The sequence below is a fragment of the Stutzerimonas kunmingensis genome (assembly GCF_032106285.1).
In the GTDB taxonomy this organism is placed as follows: Bacteria; Pseudomonadota; Gammaproteobacteria; order Pseudomonadales; family Pseudomonadaceae; genus Stutzerimonas; species Stutzerimonas kunmingensis_B.
Window position 1 is genome coordinate 25584 of record NZ_DAMCPO010000014.1, and the last position, 24733, is coordinate 50316.

A 24733-nucleotide genomic window follows, 5' to 3' on the forward strand; every position below is an offset into this window, starting at 1 on the left:
CGAAACACTCAAGAAAACGCCGCTAACCGAGCGCGATCACCCGTGGGTGACGCCAGCGCTCAGCCGCCCGCGCCAGGTATACGGAAAGGAAACCAATGAGCGAGTCCTTCATCGATCAGAGCAATTTCAGGCGAATACTCAACCGCAACGTGGCCGTGCCACTGGGGTTCGGCTTTCTCAGCGCCTTCTTCTTCAGCGCCATCGTGTATTACCTGCTGAGCGTGAGCCAATGGGTCGAGCGTTCGGTTCAGGGCGTGGCCTACGCCCACGAGGCACAGAAGATGCTCAACGACATCGAGTCCTCGATGCGCGGCTACCTGATCGCCGGCGAGACGCGCTTTCTCGATCCCTACAAGCGCGAGTTGCCGCTGTTCGAAGAGCAGCTGGAACTGATGCGCGACTACTCTGCCGAGGACGCCGAGCAGCTCGAACGCATCGAGCGTATCGCCATGCTGCACAGCCAATGGCTGGTCTTTGCCGAGGATCTGATCGGCCAGCGCGGCCAGGGGCTGTCGATTATTGAGGAGGTGCAGAGCAAGCGTGGGCTCGAGCTGAAGGAGGATCAGCGCCGCCTGCTCAACGACTTCATTGCCCGCGAGCGTCAGCTGCGCAGCGAGCGCACCGACGTTTCGGAAGTGATCACCACCGCGCTGATCGGCGGCTTCCTGCTGTTCAGCCTGATCTTTAGCGGCATGCTCGTTTATCTCGGTCGTCGTGACCTGACCTCGCTGTCGGAGAGCTACTCGCAGTCGCTGCAGCGCCAGCAGGCGCATGCCGAGGCGCTTGAGCAGCAGGCCTGGTACCGCACCGGGCAGACCCAGCTCAGCGACTCCATCATCGGCGAGCTGGCCCTGCCGGCGCTCGGCCAGGGTGTGCTGAATTTTCTTTCGCGCTACATCGATGCGGCGGTCGGCGCGCTCTACGTGGTGCAGGATGGCAAGCTGCAGCGCGTAGCCGAATATGCCTACGACCCCGATCATCTGCAGAGTGCGCGCACGCTGGACATCGGCAACGGTCTGGTCGGCCAGGCCGCGCTGGAGCGGCGGGTGATGGCGCTCGAAGACCTGCCCGCGGACTACCTCAAGGTGACCTCCGGGCTGGGCAACACGGCGCCGCGCTCGGTACTCATCGTGCCGGTGGAAGACAGCGGCATGCTCAACGGCGTGATCGAGCTGGGCTTCCTGCGGCCGCTGCGCGAGCAGGACAGCGAGCTGCTGCGGCGCATCGTTCCCAGCATCGGTTCGGCCATCGAGGCAGCGCGCTATCGTCAGCGCCTGCAGAAGGTGCTCGCCGAAACCCAGCAGCTCAACGAGGAGCTGCAGGTGCAGCAGGAAGAGCTACGTGCCGCCAACGAGGAACTGGAAGAACAATCCAACGCCCTGCGTGAATCCCAGGCGCATATGGAAGAACAGCAGGCCGAGCTGGAACAAACCAATGAACAGCTGGCCGAGCAGACTGAAGAGCTGGCCCGCCAGCGCGACCAGATGGACGAGAAGAATCAGCGCCTGAACGAGGTACAGCTGATGCTCGAACAGCGCGCTGACGAGTTGCAGCGCGCCAGTCGCTACAAGTCCGAATTCCTTGCCAATATGTCCCATGAGCTGCGCACGCCACTGAACAGCTCGCTGATTCTGGCCAAGCTGCTGGCCGACAACCCCGAGGGCAACCTCAGCGACGATCAGGTGCAGTTCGCCCGCTCCATCTATTCGGCTGGCAACGATCTGCTCACCCTGATCAACGACATCCTCGACATCTCCAAGGTGGAAGCCGGCAAGCTCGAGGTGCATCCCGAGTTGACCATCCTCACCCGCCTGGTCGACGGCATGAAGAATCTGTTCCTGCCGCTGGCCATGGAGAAATCCCTGCAGTTCAGCGTGGAGCTTGCCGATGACCTGCCGGCCAGCCTGTTCAGCGATCGCCAGCGCCTGGAGCAGATCATCAAGAACCTGCTGGCCAATGCCTTCAAGTTCACCGAGAAAGGCTCGGTGACGCTGCGCGTCGAACCGCGCGACGACGACCTGCTGGCCTTCGCCGTGCGCGACACCGGCATCGGCATCGCCCAGGAGCAGCAGGCGGCGATCTTCGAGGCATTCCGCCAGGCTGACGGCACCACCAACCGCCGTTACGGTGGCACCGGTCTGGGCCTGTCGATCTCCCGCGAGCTGGCCAATCTGCTCGGCGGAGAAATCGAAGTGCAGAGCCAGCCGGGCGCCGGCAGCACCTTTACCCTGGTCGTGCCGCAGAACTACAGCGAAGCGCTCGTCGCCGAGCCGGGTGTGGCGCAACCGAGTCGCCAGCCGGAGCCGAGCAGCAAACCGGCGCTTGTGCCGAGCAAAGCCACGATCCGTCACGACGAGCGTGAGCTGCTGAATCGTGCCGCCGCCGCGGTACCGCAGCGCCTGGCCGATGACCGCGACAGATTCCCGTTCAAGGAGCGCTGCGTGCTGGTGATCGAGGACGAGCCGCAGTTCGCGCGCATCCTCCACGATCTTGCGCATGAACTGCAGTACAGCTGTCTACTGTCGCAGAACGCCGACGACGGCTTCGATACCGCGCTGCAGTACAAGCCGGACGCGATCCTGCTCGACATGCGCCTGCCGGATCACTCCGGCCTGACGGTGCTCGAACGGCTCAAGGAAAACCCCGCGACCCGGCATATCCCGGTGCATGTGGTATCGGTGGAGGATCGCAAGGAAGCGGCCCTGCAGATGGGCGCGGTGGGCTATGCGATGAAGCCGACCACCCGCGAAGAACTCAAGGACGTCTTCAGCCGGCTGGAGGCTAAGCTGGCGCAGAAGGTCAAGCGCATCCTGCTGGTCGAGGACGACGCGCTGCAGCGCGAGAGCATGTCGCGGCTGATCGAGGACGTCGACATCGAGATCACCGCCGTCGAGTTCGGTACCCAGGCGCTCGAACTGCTGCGCGACACGGTGTTCGACTGCATGATCATCGACCTCAAGCTGCCGGACATGGACGGCAGCGAACTGCTCGAGCGCATGGCCAAGGAGGACATCTGTTCCTTCCCGCCGGTGATCGTCTACACCGGGCGCAACCTGACCCGCGACGAGGAGGCGGCGCTGCTCAAGTACTCGCGCTCGATCATCATCAAGGGCGCGCGCTCGCCGGAGCGTCTGCTCGACGAGGTGACGCTGTTCCTGCACAAGGTCGAGTCGGACATGCCGCCGGAGCGGCAGAAGATGCTGAAAAGCGCGCGCAGCCGCGAGAAGGCCTTCGAGGGCCGCAAGATCCTGGTGGTGGACGACGACGTGCGCAACGTCTTCGCCCTGACCAGCGCGCTGGAGCAGAAGGGCGCGCTGGTGGAGATCGCCCGCAACGGCCTGGAGGCCATCGACAAGCTGCAGCACGATGCCGGCATCGACCTGGTGCTGATGGACATCATGATGCCGGAGATGGATGGCTTCACCGCCATGCAGGAAATCCGCAAGGATGTCCGCTTCGCCAAGCTGCCGATCATCGCGGTGACCGCCAAGGCGATGAAGGATGATCAGGACCGCTGCCTGCGTTCGGGCGCCAATGATTACCTGGCCAAACCCATCGACCTCGACCGGCTGTTTTCGCTGATCCGCGTCTGGCTGCCGAAAGTGGAGCTGCTGTGAAATGGGCGACCGTAACGTCGAGATCGAACTCAAGCTGCTGATCGAGGCGATCTACCTCAAGTACAGCTATGACTTCCGTGACTACTCCGGCGCTTCGCTCAAGCGCCGGGTATTGCTGGCGTTGAAGCAGTTGCAGTGCGAGAGCATCTCGGCCTTGCAGCGCAAGATCCTCTATGACCCGCAGGCCTTCATGGACCTGCTGCAGTACCTCACCATCCCGGTCAGCGAGATGTTCCGCGATCCCGGCTATTTCCGCGCGCTGCGGGAACAGGTGGTGCCGGTGCTGCGCACCTATCCGTCGCTGAAGATCTGGATCGCCGGCTGCAGCACCGGCGAAGAGGTCTACTCGATGGCCATCCTGCTCAAGGAAGAGGGGCTGCTCGAGCGCTCGATCATCTACGCCACCGACATCAACCCGCGTTCGCTGGAGCAGGCGCGCCAGGGCATCTTCGCCATCGACCACCTGCGCCAGTACACGGCGAACTACCAGCAGGCCGGCGGCACGCGCAGTTTTTCCGACTATTACACTGCCGCGTACGACTCGGCGATCATGGACAAATCGCTGAAAGAAACGGTTACGTTTGCCGACCATAGCCTGGCAACCGATAGCGTATTTTCCGAAACGCATTTGATCTCCTGCCGCAACGTGCTGATCTATTTCAACAAGCCGCTGCAGGATCGTGCCTTCGGGTTGTTTCATGAATCGCTTTGCCATCGGGGCTTTCTCGGCCTCGGCAGCAAGGAAACCGTCGAGTTTTCCGGCTACGCCAATTACTACGAGCCGTTCGATAAATCGGAAAGGATCTTCCGCAAGCTATGAGCAGCTCCGAGCAGGCGCTTCTTCAGGCGAGACGCCAGCCGCCCATCGAGGCGGTGGTGATCGGTGCGTCCGCCGGTGGGCTGGAGGCCCTCGGCACGGTGCTCGAAGGCCTGCCGAGCGGTTACCGTCCACCGATTCTAGTGGTCCAGCACATACCGGCCAGCGGGCCCACCCATCTGGCCGAGATATTCGGGCGCAGAACCCGGCTGAGGGCCAAGGAAGCGGACGACAAGGACCAGCTGCACTCCGGAATGCTGTACTTTGCCGCACCCGGTTATCACTTGTTGGTCGAGAATGACGGCAGCCTGTCGCTGAGCCAGGACGATGCGGTGCATTTTTCCCGTCCATCGATCGACGTGCTATTCGAGTCGGCAGCCGATACATGGGGCGCGCAGGTCGCTGGTGTTCTGCTGACCGGTGCCAATGAGGACGGTGCTGCCGGTCTGGAAGCGATTCATCGCTGCGGTGGGTTGACCGTGATTCAGGACCCCGCCGAAGCGGCCGTACCGACCATGCCTCGCGCCGCTCTGCGGCGCTTCGCGCCGGATTACATCTTGTCCCTACGCGACATTCACCGATTGTTGCGAGAACTGGAGTGACCATGCCCGACCGTACCGACGAGGTGAATCTGCTGATCGTCGATGACCTGCCGGAGAACCTGCTGGCTCTGGACGCGCTGCTGCAGGCGCCCGGTATAAGGGTTCATCAGGCCGAATCGGCCGAGCAGGCGCTGGAGCTGTTGCTGCGTTACGAGTTCGCACTGGCCATTCTCGATGTGCAGATGCCGGGCATGGACGGCTTCCAGCTGGCCGAGCTGATGCGTGGCACCGAACGCACCAAGCAGATCCCCATCGTCTTCGTCAGCGCCGCCGGCCGGGAACTCAACTATGCCTTCAAGGGCTACGAGAGCGGCGCGGTGGATTTCATGCAGAAGCCCCTGGATGCCCACGCCGTGCGTAGCAAGGTCAGTGTGTTCGTCGATCTGTACCGTGGGCGCAAGCGCCTGGCGCGGCAGCTGGAGGCCCTAGAACAGAGCCGGCGCGAGCAGGAAGTGCTGCTCGACGAGCTGCGCAGCACCCAGGCCGAGCTGGAGGGTGCGGTGCGCATGCGTGATGACTTCATGTCGATCGTCTCCCACGAGCTGAAGACACCGCTCAACACCCTGATTCTCGAGGTGCAGCTGCGCAAGCTGCAGCTCGGTCGCAACAACCTCGAGGCCTTCAGCGAAGAGCGCCTGCGCAACATGGTGGACAAGGACGAGCGGCAGATTCAGAGCCTGATCCGTCTGATCGACGACATGCTCGACGTCTCGCGCATCCGCACCGGCAAATTGTCGATTCGCCCGAGCCGCACCGACCTCGCGCAGCTGGTGGGCAATGTCGTGGAGAGTTTCGCGGCGCAGATGGAAGCCTGCGGCTGCGAGCTGCAGCTGGAGCGAAACGAGCCGATCATCGGTGTCTGGGACGCCTTCCGTATCGAACAGGTGCTGGCCAACCTGCTGACCAATGCCATGCGCTACGGTGCCGGCAAGCCGGTTCACGTCGGCGTTGCGTCCTGTGCGGAGGGTGCCTGCATCGAGGTGCGCGACCACGGCATCGGCATCAGCCCGCAGAGTCTGGAGCGCATCTTCTGTCAGTTCGAACGCGCCGAAGGCAGCGAAAGCAGCGCTGGCCTGGGGCTGGGCCTGTTCATCGCCGACCAGATCGTCCGTGCGCACAACGGCCGCATTCAGGTGCAGAGCGAGGAAGGCCAGGGCTCGCTGTTCCGCGTGCTGCTGCCGCTGGGCGAGTAGCTGCCGGTACGCTCGCTGGGCTGTAGGGCCGCAAGAGCGTATCTCCGCCCCAGCGGAGAAGGTGCCTTATCCATCAGCGCCGGCCCCGGCGCGATATTGATTTTCCGCCTCAGGACGAGCAGCTGATCTTCAGGTGCTTGCCCCATTCCGGCGGCCGCTCGGCGTAGCGCTGCATGCCCGGCTGTTCCTCGAAGGGGCGGCTGAGCACGGCGTGCAATTCGCGCACGGGGGCGTAATCACCTTTTTCCGCCGCCTCGATTGCCTGCTGCGCCAGGTAGTTGCGCAGGATGTACTTCGGGTTGACCGCCTGCATGCGCGCCTGTCGCTCGGCCGGCTCGCTGCCCTCGCGTGCGGTGCGCGCGCAATAGTCCGCGGCCCAGGCATCGAAGCCCTGCAGATCGACGAAGTCCTCGCGCAGGCGGCGGACCACTTGTTCGGCCGGGCTCTCGCTAAGTTCGCGGAAGAAGTTCGTGTAATCGACGGTACTGGCCTGCATCAGTTGCAGTAGGCGGCGCACCAGCGCCTCGTCATCTGCCTCGGCCTGAGCAAAACCCAGACGCCGGCGCATCAGGTCCAACCATTCGGCTTCGTACAGCGGCAGGAACAGCTCCATGGTTTCGCGCAGCACCTTGACCTCGATGAAAGGCGTCAGTGCCTGGGCCAGCGCTGCCAGGTTCCAGTGGGCGATGGGCACCTGGTTCTCGAAGGAGTAGCGACCGGTGTCGTCGGAGTGGTTGCAGATGAAGCGCGCGTCGAAGTCGTCGAGAAAGGCGTAGGGGCCGAAATCGAAGGTGATGCCGAGGATCGACATGTTGTCGGTGTTCATCACCCCATGGCAGAAGCCGTAGGCCTGCCAGCGGGCGATCAGTGCGGCAGTGCGTTCGAGCACCTCGCGGAAGAATGCGTGGAACGGCTCGGGGTGTTCCAGCAGTTCGGTGAAGTGCGCCTCGATGACGTGTTCGAGCAGTTGTTTCAGCTCGGCGTGCTGGCGGGTGTAATAGAAGAACTCGAAATGGCCGAAGCGCACATGACTGGGCGCCAGGCGCAGCAGCATGGCACCGCGCTCCGGGCGCTCGCGGTAGACCAGCGAATCCGAACCGGTGACGCACAGCGCCCGCGAGCTGGGAATGCCCAGCGCATGCAGATGTTCGCTGGCGAGGAACTCGCGAATCGACGAGCGCAGCACCGCGCGGCCGTCGCCCATGCGTGAATAGGGCGTCTTGCCGGCGCCCTTGAGGTGCAAATCCCAGTACTCGCCGGCCTCGTTGACCACTTCGCCAAGCAGCAGCCCGCGGCCATCGCCCAGCTGCGGGTTGTAGCTGCCGAACTGGTGGCCGGAATAGACCATCGCCCGCGGTTCGGCGGTCGACCAGATCTTGTGCCCGGAGAACAGTTCGGCAAACAGCGGCTGCTCGGCCTCGGCCGGGTCCATATCCAGCAACGCCATGGCCGCCTCGCTGACGACCACCAGGCGTGGGTCGCTCAGCGGCTGCGGCGAGACCTCGGTGGAAAAGGTATCGCCGAGGCGGGCGAAGCGGTTGTCGAAGGTCAGCTGGGTTAGGCTTTTCAATATCTCTCCGGCGGCGGCAGGCGGGCGAGGAGTGCCCGGCCGCAGCCGGGCGTTCTGGACGTTGGAGGGTGCGCGGTGCCCGGACGTTCCTCAGCCGCGATCATCGGTCGCCGGCTTCGGCGCGTCGTCGGCGGGCTTCGGCGTGGCACTGAGCTGCAGCTGCTGGCCGGCGAAGTTCTTCAGGAACACATCGACCTGGCGGAAGGCGATGTTGATGCCGGCCTTGGTGAATTCACGGTCGATGAAGCGGTTGATCTCATCGGTGGCCGGGTTGCGGTCGCCCAGATCACGCACGTGGATGCGGAGTTCGTGGTCCAGCGTGCTCTCGCCGAAGTTGAGGAAGAACACCTGCGGCTCCGGGTCCTTGAGTACGCGCGGGTTGGCTTGAGCAGCCTTGTAGAGCAGCGCCTTCACCTGCTCCAGATCCGAACCGTAGCCCACGCCGACCTTGACCGTCACGCGGGTCACGGTGTCGCTCAGCGACCAGTTGATCAGCTGACCGGTGATGAAGGTCTTGTTCGGGACGATGATGTCCTTGCGGTCGAAGTCGGTGATGGTGGTGGCGCGGATGCGAATCCGGCTGACCGTGCCCGACAGGTTGCCGATGGTCACCACGTCGCCGATTCGTACCGGGCGTTCGAAGAGGATGATCAGGCCGGAGATGAAGTTGGCGAAGATCTCCTGCAGGCCGAAACCCAGGCCCACCGATAGCGCGGCTACCAGCCACTGCAGTTTGTCCCAGCTGACGCCGAGGGTGGACAGCGTGGTGACGATGCCGAAGCCGGCCAGCGCATAGGACAGCAGCGTGGTGGTGGCGTAGGCGCTGCCCTGGGCCAGACGCAGCTTGGACAGCACCATGACTTCCAGCAGGCCGGGCAGGTTGCGCGCCAGGGCCACCGTGATGGCGACGATCAGCAGTGCGCCGAGCAGGTTGTTCAGGCTGATCGCCGCGGTGGTCAGGGCATCGCCGCTGCCGGTGGTGTATTCGTACAGGGTGATGTTGTCCAGGTAGGACACCACCGAGATCAGGTCGGACCAGACCCAGTACAGCGCCACGAGGAACACGCCGAACATGGTCAGGCGGGTCAGGCGCAGCGACTGCTGGTTGACCTGTTCGATGTCCAGCCCCGGTTCGCCCTGGGTTTCCACCGTGTCGCTGCCATCGTCGCCCTGCGCCTGGCGCTTGGCCAGGGCGCGCTTGTAGGCCAGCCGCCGCGCCGCGACGGTGAGGCCGCGGACCAGCGCCGCTTCGACGACGATCCAGATCATCAGCAGGTAGAGCGTGTCGATCAGGCGGTCGGTCAGCTTCAGCGCCGTGTAGTAGTAGCCAAAGCCCACTGCGACGATCAGCGCGATCGGCAGCACGCTGAACAGCAGGCCGATCATCAGGCGCAGCGGCGGCGCGTTCTGGCTCGACGGTCCCTTGAGCAGCAGGCGGTTGAGACGCCAGCTCATCAGGGCGAAGCAGGTCAGCACCACGAGAATGCCGAGCACGTCGTCGGCCAGCCGCGCCGGCTGATGCTCGGCGACGCTGACCACGGCAACCAGGGCCATGACGATCAGCCCCAGCCGGCGAATCTCGTCACGCAGGAAGGCCACCTGCGGCCGCGACCAGCCGAAGTGCAGCTCGGCCACGCGCCCTGGCGAGAGCATGCGGTAGGCGCTGTAGAACACCAGCCAGGCCTGGGCCATTTCGTACAGGGCGGCGCCGAGGACGTAGTTCTGCCCGCGCGCGTCCATCTGCAGCAGGTAGCCGCAAAGGGTCAGGAATAGCGCGCCGGGCAGCGCCAGCAGCAGGTTGAGCAGCAGCGCCAGCGGGGTGTGCAGCTGGCTGTCGTTGCGGAAATGGCCGATTTCCTCGCTCAGCGAGCTGAGCTTGGCGTCGATCTTCTTGCGCCACCAGAGCAGCGCGGCGATCAGCAGCAGCAGCGGCAGGAAGAACAGCGGGCGTTCCTTCAGCCCGGCACCCAGCTCTTGCACCGCGGACAGCCAGGGCATCGCCGCGAGCTGCGCCTTGAGTCGGCGAACCGAACCCTGCAGCCAGTCCAAATCAAGCGGCTTGTTGCTGGGAATCCAGAACATCTGCTCGTCGAGGGTATTGCTAAGCGCGCTGGCGGTGTCCTGCAGCTGCTTCTGGTTGAGCTGCAGGGTGATCGAGGCGTTGAGCAGTGAGTCCAGCTCACGGTTGAGTCGGTCGAGCAGCTCGCTGCGGGTGGTGGCCAGGTCGAGCAGGGTGCGGCGCAGTTCGGGGGTCACTTCCTCCTCTTTCTGCTCGGCCAGCAGCTGGTCGACATAGGCGGCGGCATTGCCCGCGGCTTCACGGCGCTGGTTGAGCTCGAACTGATAGAGACGGATATCGGCGATTTCGTCGGCGAGGTCCTTGTCCAGCTGCAGGCTCGGCAGCGCCTGTTTCTGCTGGTAAAGGATGCGCGACAGCAGCAGGCTGCCTTCGAGCACGGCGATCTGCTCCTCCAGCGCCTGATCGGTCTGGTTGAGGGTGTCGAGCTGCTGGCGGGTCTGCAGGTTCTGCTGGTTCAGGCGGTTGAGGCGCTCGGTGGCCCGCAGCAGGTAGTCGGACAGCTTGAGGTTCTCGGCGCTTTCGGCGGCGAGCAGCTTGTCCGAGCCGGCCTGCTGCACCCGCGCGGAGAACTCGGCGACGGTCTGCTCCGATTCGGCACGGCGCTTCTCGTTGATCAGCCCTTGCAGGGCCTGGGTGTCCTGCTCGGCACGGGCGATGCGCTCGGCCAGCAGGTCGCGGCGGGCCTTGCCCAGGTCCTGCAGCAGGCTGTTGCCGGCCAGTTCCTGGCGGCGCAGTTCGATCTGCGCGCCGAGCGAGGCGATCTCCGCCTCCAGCAGCGCGCGGCGTTCCTCGCTCAGTGGCTTGCCGGATTCGCGTCCGCCCTTGAGCAGGTTGTTGATTTCCTGGATGCGCGTCTGCGCCGTGCCGATCTGCGCCTGGGCGCGCTCGGGACGGGTCTGCGCGCTGATGATCATGCTGTTGGCGGCACTGAACTGCTTCTGCCATTCGGACAGCTCCTCGACCCGCGCGCTCAGGCGCTGCTCGAGTGCCTCCACCGACTGGCTGGCATAGCGCTTGGCGGGGTCTTCGTCCGGGCTGGCCTTGAGTTTCGCCAGCTCGCGCTGAGCCTCGGTGATTTCCTTCGGCGCCTGCGCCAGCTGCGCTTTCAGTTCGGCGAGGCGGGTTTCGCTGGTCGCGGCCTGCTCGCTCATGCGCCGGGTCTGCTCGTCCAGCGAGGGTTGTGCGGATTTCGTTTCGCCTTCGCTGGCGGGTGGGGTGCCCGTCAGGCTGTCCAGTGATTGAGCATGCAGGGGGGCGACAAACAGGCAGAACGTCGAGAGCAACAGGGCGCGCAGAAGGGACATGGGGGCAGTGACGCAGCGGATGACCAGAAAGTGCGAAAGTCTACGGGCTGCGCCTGTCCAGCGCGAGTACCGCGCAACCGGTCGAGTGATGAGCGGTGAGGCCGCGTCATCCGCCGGCCATGGTGGCTTTAGAACATCAGCTGTGGGCCTGGCTTGTCACCTTCCGGAAACTTCAGGCCGACCTTGCGCACTTCGCCGGCCTCCATTGCTGCCACGGTCCAGGTCAGCCCGTTCCATTCGATCTGGTCGCCCACCACCGGATTGCCATTGACCTGCTCGGCCATGAAGTTGCCGATGGTCTGGTTGCCGTCCACATCGCCGAGCTTGAGGCCGTAGAGCGCGGTGATGGCGCTGAGCTGGGCGTCGGCCTCGAGGATGAAGTCGCCGAAGAAACGCAGGTCCTGGCCGCGCTTGGGTGCCTGGCTGAACAGCTTGCCGAGGGCTGGCAGGTCTTCGTCATGACCGATCACGCAGAGGATATCGTCCACCTGCAGCCGCGTGCTGCCGGACGGGTGCAGCAGATTCTTGCCGCGGAAGAGGGCGGCGATGCGCGTGCCGGGTGGCATCTTCAGTTCGCGCAGGGCGGCACCGACGCACCATTTGCTGGCGCTCAGGCGGTAGACGAACATTTCCCACTGGCTGGTGGCGTGCACCTGCAGGCCCGTACGCGAAACCGGCATGGGCGACGGCGGTACCTCGACCTTGGCCTTCTTCGCCGCCCAGGCCAGCGTCGAACCCTGCAGCAGCAGCGACACCAGGACAATGAAGAACGCCACATTGAAGAACAGCTGGGCGTTTTCCAGCCCGGCCATCAGCGGGAATACCGCGAGGATCACCGGCACCGCACCACGCAGGCCGATCCAGGAGATGAACAGGCGCTCGCGCAGGTGGAAGCTGCGGAACGGCAACAGGCTGACGAACACCGCCAGCGGGCGGGCGAACAGGATCATCCACAGCGACAGCGCCAGTGCCGGCAGGGCGATGGGCAAGAGTTCGCTGGGGGTGAGCAGCAGGCCGAGCACGAGGAACATGCCGATCTGGCTGAGCCAGGCCAGGCCGTCGAACATGTGCAGGATGCCGTGGCGGTTGCGGATCGGCCGGTTACCCAGCAGCAGACCGCAGACGTAGATGGCGAGGATGCCGCTGCCGCCGATGGCGCCGGACAGGGCGAAGATCATCAGGCCGCCGGCCACTGCCAGCAGCGGGTAGAGCCCGTCGGCTACCGACAGCCGGTTGATCAGCTGCAGCAGCAGCCAGCCGCCAGCCAGACCGAGCACGGTGCCTATACCGAACTGTTGCAGCAGAGTCAGCAGGAAGTCCCAGCCGAAGGTGGTCTGCCCGGCGAGCAGCATGTCGATCAGCGCGACGGTAAGGAACATCGCCATCGGGTCGTTGCTGCCCGACTCGATTTCCAGCGTCGAACCGACCCGCTCGTTCAGGCCCTTGCCGTTGAGCAGGTTGAACACCACGGCGGCATCGGTGGAGCCGACGATCGCGCCGATAAGCAGGCCCTGCAGCAGCGGCAAATCGAACAGCCAGGCAGCGGCCAGCCCGGTAAAGCCGGAGGTGATCGCCACGCCCAGGGTCGCCAGCGAGAACGCCGGTTTCAGGGCCACGCGGAAGGTTGCGGTACGGGTACGCATGCCACCGTCGAGGAGAATCACCGCCAGCGCCAGGTTGCTGATGACGAAGGCCAGCTGATAGTCCTCGAAGACGATACCGCCTACGCCATCGACCCCGGCAAGCATCCCGACGCCGAGGAAAATCACCAGGATCGGCACGCCGAGACGCGCCGAAAGGGAACTCATCAGGATGCTCGCCGCCACCAACAAGGCACCGATAAAGAACAGGTGGTTGATGTTGCCGACGTCCAAATGAAGTCTCCGCTAGAGAAAGCTGCCGCGTGCCCATGCACGGGATATGCCAGCGATTCTAACCTGATGATTTGACAGCCTGTCAAAAAAACGCCCCGCAGGAGCGGGGCGCTGTTACAGCATGTGCGGCACGCTCTAGAACCAGGCGTCCTGCATCGTCAGGCAGGTGTCGTCGCGTGCTTCGAGGACGGCCAGCTCGTGCGCGCAAGCCGGCACTTCCCAGGTCAGAAAGTAGCGCGCGGCCTGCAGCTTGCCACGGTAGAAGTCCGCATCCGCCGGATTGCCTTCGGCCAGCCCGCGTTCGGCGCGCAGTGCCTGCTCCAGCCAGCGCCAGCCGATCACTGCATGGCCGAACACCTTCAGGTACAGCGCCGAGTTGGCCAGCGCCTGGTTGACCTTGCCGGCTGCCAGATCGCCGAGCAGCGCCTGGGTCACGCTGGTGAGGCGGGCGATGTGCTGCTCCAGTGGCTGGCGCAGTGCGGTCAGCGAGTCGTACTCGGCGGCGCGTGCGCAGCTGGCCTGGATCAACCCGAGCAGCTGGCGCAGGCCGGCACCCTTGTTCTGCATCAGCTTGCGGCCGAGCAGGTCCAGCGACTGGATGCCGTGGGTGCCTTCGTGGATCGGATTGAGGCGGTTGTCGCGGTAGTACTGTTCCACCGGGTACTCGCGGGTGTAGCCATGCCCGCCGAGAATCTGGATGGCCAGCTCGTTGGCCTTCAGGCAGTACTCCGACGGCCAGGATTTGACGATCGGCGTCAGCAGGTCGAGCAGTTCGCCGGCGTTGCGCCGCTCCTCGTCGCTCTCGGCGGTGTGCTCGTCGTCCACCAGGCGTGCCGAGTACAGGCCGAGATCGAAGGCGCCTTCGACATAGGCCTTCTGCATCAGCAGCATGCGCTTGACGTCGGTGTGCTCGATTATCGGCACCTGGGTCGAGGCCGGGTCCTTGCCGTCCGGCAGGCGGCCCTGCGGGCGCTCGCGGGCGTAGTTCAGCGAGTAGAGGTAGCCGGCGTAGCCGAGCATGATCGCGCCCATGCCGACGCCGATGCGCGCCTCGTTCATCATCTGGAACATGTAGGCCAGGCCCTTGTGCGGTTCTCCTACCAGATAGCCGACGCAGTTGCCGTTGTCGCCGAAGTTCAGCGCCGTGCTGGTGGTGCCGCGCCAACCCATCTTGTGGAACAGGCCGGCCAGCAGCACGTCGTTGCGCTCGCCCAGCGAGCCGTCGTCGTTGACCAGGAACTTCGGCACGATGAACAGGCTGATGCCCTTTACCCCGGGCGGCGCGTCCGGCAGCTTGGCCAGCACCATGTGCACGATGTTTTCCGACAGCGGGTGGTCGCCGCCGGAAATGAAGATCTTGTTGCCCTTGAGGCGATAGCTGCCGTCACCGGCCGGTTCGGCGCGGGTGCGGATGTCCGACAGCGACGAGCCGGCATGCGGCTCGGTGAGTGCCATGGTGCCGAAGAAGCGGCCCTCGAGCATCGGCTGCAGGAAGCGCTGCTTCTGCTCGTCGGAGCCGAAGGCCTCGATCAGGTGCGAGGCGCCCATGCTCAGCATTGGGTAGGAGCTGGTGGCGATGTTGGCCGACTGGAAATGCGCGAAGCAGGCCCGCGACAGCAGATTCGGCAGCTGCATGCCGCCGTCGTCGAAGCTGCGTTGCGCGTTGTGAAAGCCCGCCTCGATGAAGGCGTCCACGGCCGGCTTGACCTCGGGAATCAGCACCGCTTCGCCGTTGACGTACTGCGGCTCGTGCTCGTCGGACTTGCGGTTGTGCGGTGCGAAGTATTTCTCGGCGATGGTGCGCGCGGTGCCGATGGCGGCGTCGAAGGTTTCGCGGCTGTGATCGGCGAAGTGCTCGCGGCGGGTCAGGGCCTCGGCGTCCAGCACTTCGTAGAGTTCGAATGCCAGGTTACGCGGGCAGAGCAGGGTCTCGGTCATGGTCAACCTCCGTTTTTATCGGCCCGAGTCTAAGGACCGCGGTTTTCCATTGCCTAGCTTCATCCATTGCACTGATGAAGCGTCAACACGGGGTCGCTCCATTCAGCCGAACAGCTGGCGCATGAGCGCGGCCAGTTCGCCATCGCCCAGGCCGGCGGCATCAAGATGGCTGAGGGCGGCCTCTCGATGGGTTGCCAGCTGCTGCTCTGCCGCCTGCTGGCCAAGCAGCGAGACCACGGTCACCTTGGCCTGGTCCTGCTGGCAGTCCTTGCCGGTCTGTTCGGGCGTCAGGCCATCGGCGATATCGTCGAGCAGCTGAAACGCCAGGCCCAGTTCGTTGGCAAAGCCTTGCAGATGGCGTGTCCGCGTCCGCTCAGCCCCCGCGAGCAGGGCGGCAACTTCCAATGCGGCGGTGAACAGCGAGCCGGTTTTCAGCTGATTGGTGGCAATCACCGCATCGAGCTGCTGCGCTTCTTGTGCGCCATGCAGGTCGCGAAATTGCCCACGCACCAGGCCCTGCGCACCGACCGCTCGCGCCAGTGTGGCCACCGCGTCGTTGCGCTGCCTGGGGGTGAGCCTGGGCGCGGTGGCGGTTATGCCATAGGCATGGCTGAGCAGTGCGACCGAGGCGAGCACGGCGACATCCTCGCCGAAACGCAGATGAATGGTCGGCTGGCCGCGCCGCAGGCTGGCGTTGTCCATGCATGGCATGTCGTCGAGAAACAGCGAGGCGGCGTGGATCATCTCCAGCGCACATGCCGGGTCCAGGCCGATATCGGGGTCGACGCCGAGATCTCCCAGCGCCAGCAGCAACAACAGTGGCCTGATTCGTTTGCCGGGAGCGAGGGTGCCTTCACGTAACGCCAGCGTGACCTTGTCCAGCTCCGACTCGGGTCGCGGCAGGCGCATGGCCAGGCGCTCGTCGACCTGTCGCCGCAGGCGTAGCAGGCTGTCGCATTGCGGAAGCGGGAGGGTGGAATTCTGCGTTTGCATGGCGGTGCCCTTGCTGGCGCCTCAGTTCGAGCACCAGGGTTGTGCAATGTTGTACAACGATTGGACGTTATGACAAAAACCTGTACAACTCGTTGCCATCGCATAGCACTTTTTTCAGGGCGTCACGTCCAAACAAGTCTTCCCGGGAGCCGATTTCCATGAGCAAACAATCGTTGGTCAGCCGCAAAAACGATCATCTGGATATCGTCCTGGACCCGACGCGGGCAGCCGGTGCGACGGGTACCGGTTTCGGCGCATTTCGCTTTGAGCACTGCGCCCTGCCCGAGTTGCACCTTGATGAGATCGACCTGCATAGCGCGCTGTTCGGGCGCCAGCTGCGGGCGCCGCTGCTGATCAGCTCGATGACTGGCGGCGCCGCACGTTCTGCTGCGATTAATGCGCACCTGGCGGAAGCCGCGCAACACTTGGGTATCGCCATGGCGGTGGGTTCGCAGCGGGTTGCGCTTGAAACCGCGGGAGATCAGGGCCTGACCGTGCAGCTGCGCCAGCTGGCGCCGGACATCCTCCTGCTGGCCAACTTCGGTGCCGCGCAGCTGGTACGCGGCTACGGTGTGGACGAGGCGCGGCGGGCGGTCGAGATGATCGATGGCGATGCGCTGATCGTGCACCTGAACCCGCTGCAGGAAGCGGTGCAGCCGGGTGGCGACCGTGATTGGCGAGGCGTGCTGCGGGCGATCGAAGCGCTTGCCAGCCGCCTGGCCGCGCCTGTGGTGATCAAGGAAGTCGGTGCCGGCATATCCGCGACGGTGGCACGGCAGCTGGTCGACGCCGGCGTCGCCGCCATCGATGTCGCCGGTTCCGGCGGGACCAGCTGGGCCGCGGTGGAAGCCGAGCGCGCCAGCGATGTCAGCCAACGTGCGATCGCCCAGGCCTTCGCCGATTGGGGCATCCCCACGGCGCAGGCGCTGCAGGCCGTGCGCAAGGCCTGCCCGGATACGCCGCTGATCGCCTCCGGAGGCATTCGCGACGGCGTGGAGGCGGCCAAGGCGATCTGCCTGGGCGCCGATCTGGTCGGGCAGGCAGCGGGCGTGCTGCAAGCCGCGATGCTGAGCAGTGAGGCGGTGGTCAAGCACTTCGAAGTGCTGATCGAGCAGCTGCGCATCGCCTGCTTCTGTACAGGTTCGGCCGGCCTCGCGGAGCTGCGGCAGGCGCGGCTGCTGCAAGTGCCCACTGCCTGATGCCGGGCAGAGCCGCCAGATGACTCATTTCGCGGCAATCGCGCCGCCCTTTCTCAGCCACCTGCGCGCGTTCGAAGCAGTCGCCTGGGCGCTGACGCAGCGAGGCCACCGAGTGACTTTCGTCCAGCAGGCCGATGCCGCCGAGCTGTTGACGTTGCCCTCGGCCGGATTCGCCGCCATCGGCGCCGAGTCCCATCCGCCGGGCAGCCTGGCTGCGGTGGTCCGCCGCGCCGCGCAACCGGGGCCTTTCGGTATCCGCCGGGTCATCGCCGACATGGCGGCGAGCACTGCATTGTTCTGTCGCGAGGCGCCGGGCATGCTGCGTTCGCTGAAGGTCGACGCCGTGCTGGCCGATCAGATGGAGCCAGCGGGCGCGCTGGTGGCCGAGCATCTTGGCCTGCCGTTCGTTTCCATTGCCTGCGCCCTGCCGTTCAATCGCGAGCCGCTGGTGCCCTTGCCGGTGATGCCCTGGCGCTACCGGGCGACCGACTGGGGCGAGCAGCTCAACCTGCACAGCAGTCGTGTCTACGACCGCCTGATGCGCCCCCACGCCGAGGTGATCCAGCACTACTGTCAGGCGTTCGGCCTGGCGCCGCGCTCGACCTTGAGCGAGTGCCTGTCGCCCCTGCTGCAGATCAGCCAGACGGTGCCTGGCTTCGACTTTCCGCGCCGCCAGCTTCCGGCGCACTTCCACGGGCTCGGGCCGTTGCGTCGCCCGCTGCACGGCGAAGCCGAGCTGAACCTGCCAATCGATCCGACGCGGCCGTTCGTCTTCGCCTCGCTGGGCACCCTGCAGGGACATCGCTATACCTTGCTGCGCAATATCGCCCGCGCCTGCAAGCCACTCGGCGTACAGCTGTTGATCGCCCATTGCGGCGGGTTGAATGCCGCGCAAGCGGCGCGGCTGCAGGATGAGGGCGCGCATTGGGTCACCGACTTCGCACCCCAGCGGGCGGCATTGGCCCGGGCTGCGGCGGTCATCACCCATGCCGGGCTGAATACCGTGCTCGATGCCCTGGAGGCCGGTGTGCCGATGCTGGCGTTGCCGATTGCCTTCGATCAGCCGGGTGTCGCAGCGCGTATCGAACATGCCGGCGTCGGCCTGCGCTTGCAGCCGCAGCTGGTGAGCCCGGCGCGGATCGGCCACGCATTGCAGCGGCTGTTGAACGAAGGCGAGTTTCGCCAGCGGGCGGCGCAACTGGGGGCAGAAGTGCGTGAGGCCGGTGGTGCGGTGCGTGCCGCCGAGCTGATCGAGGCTGCGCTCGGGACAGATGGACTACGACCGGAGGTGGCGAGTGGCGCTTGATGCGGACCTGATCCTGGTTGGCGGCGGGCTGGCCAACGGGCTCCTGGCCCTGCGCCTGCGTCAGCAGCGGCCCGATCTGCGCCTGCTGCTCGTCGAGCAGGGCGACACCCTGGGCGGCAATCACACCTGGTCCTTTCACCAGCACGATCTGACGCCGGCTCAGCACCGTTGGCTGGAGCCCATGGTGGGCAAGCGCTGGCCCGGCTATGAAGTGATCTTTCCCGACCTGCAGCGCCGGCTGGGCAGCGGTTACGCGAGCATCTTCTCGGAGCGCTTTCACCAGTACCTGATGCCAGAACTGAGCGATGGCGTGCGTTTGCGCACGACCGTCGCCAGCGTGGAGTCACAAAGGGTGCGTCTGGGCTCGGGGGACATCCTGCAGGCCGGCGCGGTGATCGATGGACGCGGCGTGCGGCGGACCGGTCAGCTGGCGCTCGGCTTTCAGAAGTTTCTCGGCCAGGAACTGCGCCTGCAGCAGCCGCACGGCTTGCAGGAGCCGATCATCATGGATGCCGGTGTCGCCCAGCACGATGGCTATCGCTTCGTCTATGTGCTGCCGCTGGATGCGGACACCCTGCTGATCGAAGACACCTATTACGCCGACGGCGCTACCGTGGCCCCGGATACGCTGCGCGACAACATCGGCAGCTACGCCAGTGCGTGCGGCTGGACCATCGCCGAAATGCTGCGCGAGGAGCAGGGCGTGCTGCCCATCGTCCTCTCCGGTGACCTGCCGGCGTTCTGGGACGAGGCGCGCGGCGTGCCGCAGACCGGGCTGTCCGCGGCGTTGTTCCATCCCACCACCGGCTACTCGCTGCCCGACGCGGTGCGTCTGGCCGATCACCTGATCGCGCTGGACCGCTGGGATGCCGGCAGCCTGTTCGAAGCGATCCGCGACTACTCGTTGGCGCAGTGGCGCCAGCGCGGCTTCTTCCGACTGCTCAATCGCATGCTGTTCATGGCCGGTCCGGCGGATCGCCGCTGGGCGGTGATGCAACGTTTCTATCGCCTGCGCGAACCGCTGATCCAGCGTTTCTATGCGGCCAAGCTGACCACCCGTGATCGCTTGCGCATCGTCTCGGGCAAACCTCCTGTTCCGCTCGGCGAAGCGCTGCGCGCGCTCGCCGCCCATGATCTGCATCGCAAGGATTACCGATGAACCAAGCTAAACGAGCGGTGGTAATCGGCGCCGGCTTCGGCGGGCTGGCGCTGGCCATCCGTCTGCAGCGTGCCGGCATCCAGACCACCCTGTTGGAGAAGCGCGACAAGCCTGGTGGCCGCGCCTACGTCTATCACGATCAGGGCTTCACCTTCGACGCCGGGCCGACGGTGATCACCGATCCGCCAGCGCTGGAAGAACTCTTCAGCGGCGCTGGCAAGCGCATGGCCGATTACGTCGAGCTGCTGCCGATCAGCCCCTTCTACCGGCTGTGCTGGGAGGACGGCTACAGCTTCGATTACGTCAACGACCAGGCCCAGCTGGATCGGCAGATCCATGCGCTCAACCCCCGTGACGTCGCCGGCTATCAGCGCTTTCTCGCCTATTCGCGCGCGGTGTATGAAGAGGGCTACGTCAAACTCGGCACCGTGCCCTTCCTGTCGTTCCGCAGCATGATTGGCGTCGCTCCGCAGCTGGCCAAGCTGCAGGCCTGGCGCAACGTGTACAGCATGGTGGCCAAGTTCGTGGAGAACGACCGGCTGCGGCAGGCGCTGTCCTTTCACTCGCTGCTGGTCGGCGGCAACCCCTTCGAAACTTCATCGATCTACGCGCTGATTCATGCGCTGGAGCGCCAGGGCGGCGTCTGGTTTCCGCGCGGCGGTACCGGTGCGCTGGTGCAGGGGATGGTGAAGCTGTTCGAGGACCTGGGCGGCAAGCTGGAGCTGAACGCCGAGGTGGCGCGCATCGAGCTGGCCGAAGGGCGGGCGAAGGCGGTGATCACGGGTGATGGGCGTCGTTTCGATACGGGTGCGGTCGCCTCCAACGCCGATGTTGTAAACACCTACAAGCAGCTGCTCGGGCATGAGGCGCGCGGCCGCGATGAAGCCAAACGGCTCTCCGGCAAACGCTTCTCCATGTCCTTGTTCGTCATCCATTTCGGCCTCAAGCGACGCCACGAGCATCTGCAGCATCACACGGTGTGCTTCGGGCCACGTTACCGCGAGCTGATCAATGAGATCTTCAAGCGTGAAACCCTGGCCGACGACTTCTCTCTTTATCTGCACGCGCCCTGCGTGACCGACCCATCGCTGGCGCCGGAAGGCTGTGCCAGCCACTACGTGCTGGCGCCGGTGCCGCACCTGGGGACGGCGGATATCGATTGGGCGGTGGAGGGGCCAAAATACCGCGACCGAATTTTCGAGTACCTCGAGCGGCACTATATTCCCGGTCTGCGCGGTGATCTGGTGACCCACCGCATCTTCACCCCGCACGATTTCCGCGACGAGCTCAACGCGCACCTGGGTTCGGCGTTTTCGCTGGAGCCGATCCTCACCCAGAGCGCCTGGTTCCGCCCGCACAACCGTGATGACGTGATTCCCAACCTCTATATCGTCGGCGCCGGCACCCATCCGGGCGCGGGGGTTCCGGGCGTCGTGGGCTCAGCCAAGGCCACCGCCGGGTTAATGCTGGAGGACTTCATGTTGGGGGAGCAGGCCGGATGAATGACAAGGTCATCGACCATTCGACCCAGGCAATCAACGTCGGCTCCAAGAGTTTCGCGGCGGCGGCAAAGCTGTTCGACGAGCGCACTCGCCAGAGCGCCGTGATGCTCTACGCCTGGTGCCGTCACTGTGATGACGTGATCGACGGGCAAACGCTGGGGCATGGTCAGGTCGAGGGTGATCGATCGACTGGCGAGGTGCGGTTGGCCGAGCTGGTTGACCTGACCGAACGCGCCTATGCCGGCGAGCCGATGAGCGATCCGGCTTTTGCGGCGTTCCAGCAGGTGATTCAGCGGCACCAGATCCCCCGTGAGTACCCGCTGGAGCATCTCGCCGGCTTTCGTATGGACGTGCAGGACTACCGCTACCAGACCCTCGATGACACCTTGCTCTACTGCTACCGGGTTGCCGGTGTGGTCGGCCTGATGATGGCGCGGGTGATGGGCGCCGAAGCGGAGCCGACGCTGGAGCGCGCCTGTGATCTGGGCTTGGCCTTTCAGCTCACCAACATTGCCCGCGATATCGTCGAGGATGCGCAGATCGGCCGCGTCTACCTGCCGGCCGAGTGGCTGGCGGGGGTGGGTATTCCGGAGGACGAGGTCGCGCTGCCTCAGCATCGTGCCGCGTTGGCGACGCTGGCGGCGCGACTGGTAGATCTGGCCGAACCCTACTATCAATCAGCATCTCAGGGCTTACGGGACCTGCCGTTACGCTCGGCCTGGTCGATCGCCACGGCGCATGGCGTCTATCGGCAGATCGGCGTCGAGGTGAAAGCGCGCGGCGCAGCGGCCTGGGATAGGCGGGTGTCGACCAGCAAAGGGCAGAAGCTGCAGTTTCTGTTGGGGGGTGGCGTGCTGGCGCTGGCCTCGCGGCGGATGCAGGTCAGGCCGCGTCCTGACGGTCTCTGGAGGCGTCCTCGCTAGCGATAACGCTCGCCTTGCGCAGCGGCCCGTCATGCAGTTCTCGCAGCTGCTGCTTGAGCACCGGTAGCGGCGGCGCGTAGAGGAAGCCGAAGGACACGCAGCGCTCCTTGCCCTCGACGGCATGATGCATGCGGTGCGCCTGATAAAGGCGCTTGAGATAACCGTTGCGCGGCACGTAGCGCAGCGGCCAGCGGTGATGCACCAGGCCATCGTGGGCGACGAAATACAGAAAGCCGTAGGCCGTCATCCCGGCGCCGATCCATTCCAGCGGGTGATAACCGGCCGTGCCGAGGGCGATCAGCAGGATCGCCACGCCAGCGAACACCACCGCATACAGGTCGTTCTTCTCGAACCAGCCGCTGCGCGGCTCGTGGTGCGACTTGTGCCAGCCCCAACCCCAGCCGTGCATCACGTACTTGTGCGCCCACCAGGCGAAGACTTCCATGCCGGCGAGGGTGGCGAGGAAGACGAGCGTATTGGTCAGTGGACTCATTGGCGGCGTTCCGTGTGACGTGCGGTCGATTCTACGCCCCGTCGCGACGGCTCAGGACTCGCCGCGACGGAATGCGTAATGACTCAGGCCCGCCAGCCGGCCGCAAGTTCACGGGTCAGCTGGCCGGCAGGGATCTCCCGACAGCCGCTGACGTTCTGCCCGGCCCACAGCGGCGTGCAGTGATCCAGGCCCCGCTTCTCGGTCTGGGCGCGCAGCGCGCCGATGGCGTTGCCGGCCAGCGGGAAGGGCGGCACGCCTTCGGGCAGTGGACCCAGCTCACGCATGATGCGGTTGACGATGCCGCGTGCGGGGCGGCCACTGAACAGGGTGGTCAGCGCCGTATGCGCTGCCTGCGGGCTCTTCAGTGCGGCGCGATGCAGCGCATTGGTGCGGCTTTCCGGACACAACAGGTAGGCGGTGCCCAGTTGTACGCCAGCCGCACCGAGGGTCTGTGCCGCGGCCACTCCCTGGGCGTCGGCGATGCCTCCGGCAGCGACCACCGGCACATCCAGCGCGGCGACCAGTTGTGGCAGCAGCGCGAAGGTGCCGAGCTGGTTGGTCAGGTCTTCGCTGAGAAAGATGCCGCGGTGGCCGCCGGCTTCCAGGCCCTGGGCAATCACCAGGTCGACGTCGTGCTGCTGCAGCCAAAGGCCTTCGGCGACCGTTGTTGCGCTTGAAGCAATCTTCGCTCCGGTAGAGCGGGCGCGCTGCAACAGTTCGGGGCTAGGCAGGCCGAAGTGGAAGCTGACCAGCGCCGGCTTGTGCCGCTCCAGCACCGCGGCCATGGCCGCGTCGAACGGCTGGCGGGTGGCACCGGCGGGAATGCTCGCAGGGTCGATGTCGAATTCGGCGAACAACGGCGCCAGCATCCGGTGCCAGGCGTCGAAGGCCGTCGGGTCGGCGGCCGGCGTCTGGTGGCAGAAGAAGTTGACGTTGTACGGTCGGTCGGTCAGCGCCTCGATGGCGGTCAGCTCGGCGTCCAGCGCCTCGGCATTGAGCATGCCGGCCGGGATCGAGCCCAGCCCGCCGGCCTCACAGACCGCCGCGGCCAGCAGGTGACTCTGCGCACCGGCCATGGGTGCCTGGATGATGGGGTGCTCAATGCCGAAAAGATCACGCAGGTCCATGAGGTCAGCTCCGTTCAGTCGTCGTGGGCGCCACTGTAGCCCTAGTCGGTGGCCGGGGAAAACGACGCTGGTCATGCCGGACCTGCGCGGCGCAAGGCGGACGGGTAAACTGCGCGGCTCTCGAGGAGGATCAGATGAACTACCGCCACGCCTTCCATGCCGGCAACCACGCCGATGTGCTCAAACACCTGGTGTTGAGCCGGATCTTCGCCCTGCTGTCGCGCAAGGAGGCGCCCTTCGCCTACCTCGACAGCCATGCCGGCGTCGGCCTCTACGACCTGGCCGGCGACCAGGCCAGCCGCACCGGCGAGTGGCTGCAGGGCATCGCCCGCATCTGGCAGGCCGAGGCGCACCCGGCGCTGCTCGATGACTACCTCGGCGTGATCCGCCAGCTCAACCCGGACGGGGCGCTGCGCTATTACCCCGGCTCGCCGGAGCTGGCGCGGCAACTGACCCGCGAGCAGGATCGTCTGCAGCTCAACGAAAAGCATCCCGAGGACGGCGCGCTGCTCAAGGACAACATGGCCGGCGACCGCCGCGTGGCCGTGCACCGAGGCGAGGGCTGGCATGTGCCGCGGGCCTTGATGCCGACGCAGGAAAAGCGCGTGGTACTGCTGATCGATCCGCCGTTCGAACAGGCCGACGAACTGAGCCGCTGTGTGACGGCGCTGAAGGAAGCGCTCGGCCGTATGCGCCAGACCATCGGTGTGATCTGGTATCCGATCAAGGACGAGCGCCAGCTCAAGCGCTTCTATCAGGACCTGGCGCGCAGCGGGGCGCCCAAGTTGCTGCGTGCCGAACTGTTCGTCCACCCCGCCGACGACGCCAGCCGCCTGAGCGGTTCGGGCCTGGCCATCGTCAACCCGCCGTGGGGGCTGGAGGAAGAGCTGCGTGAGCTGTTGCCGTGGCTGGCCGAGCAGCTGGCGCAGAGTCAGGGCAGCTGGCGGCTGGACTGGCTGATCGAGGAGGCCTGAGTCGCGGAGATCGCCACCCGGTGGATCGATAAAGCGCGATCCACCCTACGCAGACGCCGGGA

General features: G+C 65.4%; 17 protein-coding genes. 10 read left to right on the top strand and 7 right to left on the bottom strand.

Annotated elements, in window-relative coordinates:
* Positions 1 to 95 precede the first annotated feature (95 nt).
* From RT582_RS12715 to RT582_RS12730, 4 genes are read left to right on the top strand one after another with little or no spacing between them, the layout of a single operon-like run.
* Positions 96 to 3617 carry a response regulator gene (locus tag RT582_RS12715; RefSeq protein ID WP_313477662.1) on the top strand — a complete coding sequence of 1174 codons (3522 nt, stop codon included), beginning with the start codon at positions 96 to 98 and terminating at the stop codon, positions 3615 to 3617.
* Position 3618: 1 nt separating this feature from the next.
* Positions 3619 to 4437 (top strand): CheR family methyltransferase, encoded by an 819-nt coding sequence (locus RT582_RS12720; RefSeq protein WP_046617589.1) that lies wholly within the window; start codon positions 3619 to 3621, stop codon positions 4435 to 4437.
* Positions 4434 to 5036: a chemotaxis protein CheB gene (locus RT582_RS12725; protein WP_234174534.1), complete on the top strand. Its 603-nt coding sequence runs from the start codon at positions 4434 to 4436 to the stop codon at positions 5034 to 5036. The genes RT582_RS12720 and RT582_RS12725 overlap by 4 nt, the downstream gene beginning before the upstream one ends.
* A 2-nt stretch (positions 5037 to 5038) precedes the next feature.
* The gene (locus RT582_RS12730; RefSeq protein ID WP_234174535.1) at positions 5039 to 6229 is read left to right on the top strand and encodes a hybrid sensor histidine kinase/response regulator; all 1191 of its coding nucleotides are present in this window, start codon (positions 5039 to 5041) and stop codon (positions 6227 to 6229) included.
* 109 nt (positions 6230 to 6338) lie between these two features.
* Here RT582_RS12730 and selO read toward each other — a convergent pair whose 3' ends face one another.
* The 5 genes from selO to RT582_RS12755 all read right to left on the bottom strand — a co-directional run bounded on the left by selO (position 6339) and on the right by RT582_RS12755 (position 15988).
* Positions 6339 to 7799 carry a protein adenylyltransferase SelO gene (gene selO, locus RT582_RS12735; protein WP_234174536.1) on the bottom strand — a complete coding sequence of 487 codons (1461 nt, stop codon included), beginning with the start codon at positions 7797 to 7799 and terminating at the stop codon, positions 6339 to 6341.
* Between the two features lie 90 nt (positions 7800 to 7889).
* Positions 7890 to 11183, bottom strand: a complete 3294-nt coding sequence (gene mscK / locus RT582_RS12740; protein WP_234174537.1) for a mechanosensitive channel MscK — start codon at positions 11181 to 11183, stop codon at positions 7890 to 7892.
* Between the two features lie 128 nt (positions 11184 to 11311).
* Positions 11312 to 13057: a potassium/proton antiporter gene (locus RT582_RS12745; protein ID WP_014818850.1), complete on the bottom strand. Its 1746-nt coding sequence runs from the start codon at positions 13055 to 13057 to the stop codon at positions 11312 to 11314.
* Between the two features lie 135 nt (positions 13058 to 13192).
* Positions 13193 to 14995, bottom strand: a complete 1803-nt coding sequence (locus tag RT582_RS12750; RefSeq protein WP_191122384.1) for an acyl-CoA dehydrogenase — start codon at positions 14993 to 14995, stop codon at positions 13193 to 13195.
* Positions 14996 to 15097: 102 nt separating this feature from the next.
* On the bottom strand, positions 15098 to 15988 hold the full coding sequence (locus RT582_RS12755) for a polyprenyl synthetase family protein (RefSeq protein WP_014818852.1): 891 nt from the start codon (positions 15986 to 15988) through the stop codon (positions 15098 to 15100).
* Between the two features lie 158 nt (positions 15989 to 16146).
* On the opposite strand from RT582_RS12755, the gene fni reads away from it, so the two are divergent.
* Genes fni through RT582_RS12780 form a run of 5 tightly spaced genes read left to right on the top strand, consistent with a single transcriptional unit; the run spans position 16147 to position 22077 of the window.
* The gene (gene fni / locus RT582_RS12760; protein ID WP_102832235.1) at positions 16147 to 17187 is read left to right on the top strand and encodes a type 2 isopentenyl-diphosphate Delta-isomerase; all 1041 of its coding nucleotides are present in this window, start codon (positions 16147 to 16149) and stop codon (positions 17185 to 17187) included.
* A 19-nt stretch (positions 17188 to 17206) separates the two neighbouring features.
* Positions 17207 to 18493, top strand: a complete 1287-nt coding sequence (locus RT582_RS12765) for a glycosyltransferase (protein ID WP_234174538.1) — start codon at positions 17207 to 17209, stop codon at positions 18491 to 18493.
* Positions 18483 to 19652 (top strand): lycopene beta-cyclase CrtY, encoded by a 1170-nt coding sequence (crtY, locus tag RT582_RS12770; RefSeq protein ID WP_234174539.1) that lies wholly within the window; start codon positions 18483 to 18485, stop codon positions 19650 to 19652. The genes RT582_RS12765 and crtY overlap by 11 nt, the downstream gene beginning before the upstream one ends.
* Entirely contained in the window at positions 19649 to 21154 is a 1506-nt protein-coding gene (locus RT582_RS12775) for a phytoene desaturase (protein ID WP_234174540.1), read from the top strand. Before crtY ends, RT582_RS12775 begins: the two co-directional genes overlap by 4 nt.
* Entirely contained in the window at positions 21151 to 22077 is a 927-nt protein-coding gene (locus RT582_RS12780) for a phytoene/squalene synthase family protein (RefSeq protein WP_313477667.1), read from the top strand. Before RT582_RS12775 ends, RT582_RS12780 begins: the two co-directional genes overlap by 4 nt.
* On the opposite strand, the gene RT582_RS12785 is transcribed toward RT582_RS12780, so the two are convergent.
* Together RT582_RS12785 and RT582_RS12790 are read right to left on the bottom strand one after the other, a co-directional pair.
* Positions 22037 to 22570, bottom strand: a complete 534-nt coding sequence (locus RT582_RS12785) for a sterol desaturase family protein (protein ID WP_102832230.1) — start codon at positions 22568 to 22570, stop codon at positions 22037 to 22039. The genes RT582_RS12780 and RT582_RS12785 overlap by 41 nt on opposite strands.
* Before the next feature lie 83 nt (positions 22571 to 22653).
* Entirely contained in the window at positions 22654 to 23697 is a 1044-nt protein-coding gene (locus RT582_RS12790) for an NAD(P)H-dependent flavin oxidoreductase (RefSeq protein WP_102832229.1), read from the bottom strand.
* 134 nt (positions 23698 to 23831) lie between these two features.
* On the opposite strand from RT582_RS12790, the gene RT582_RS12795 reads away from it, so the two are divergent.
* A complete protein-coding gene (locus RT582_RS12795) occupies positions 23832 to 24671 on the top strand; it encodes a 23S rRNA (adenine(2030)-N(6))-methyltransferase RlmJ (RefSeq protein ID WP_102832228.1) in 840 nt (279 codons plus the stop codon).
* Positions 24672 to 24733 lie beyond the last annotated feature (62 nt).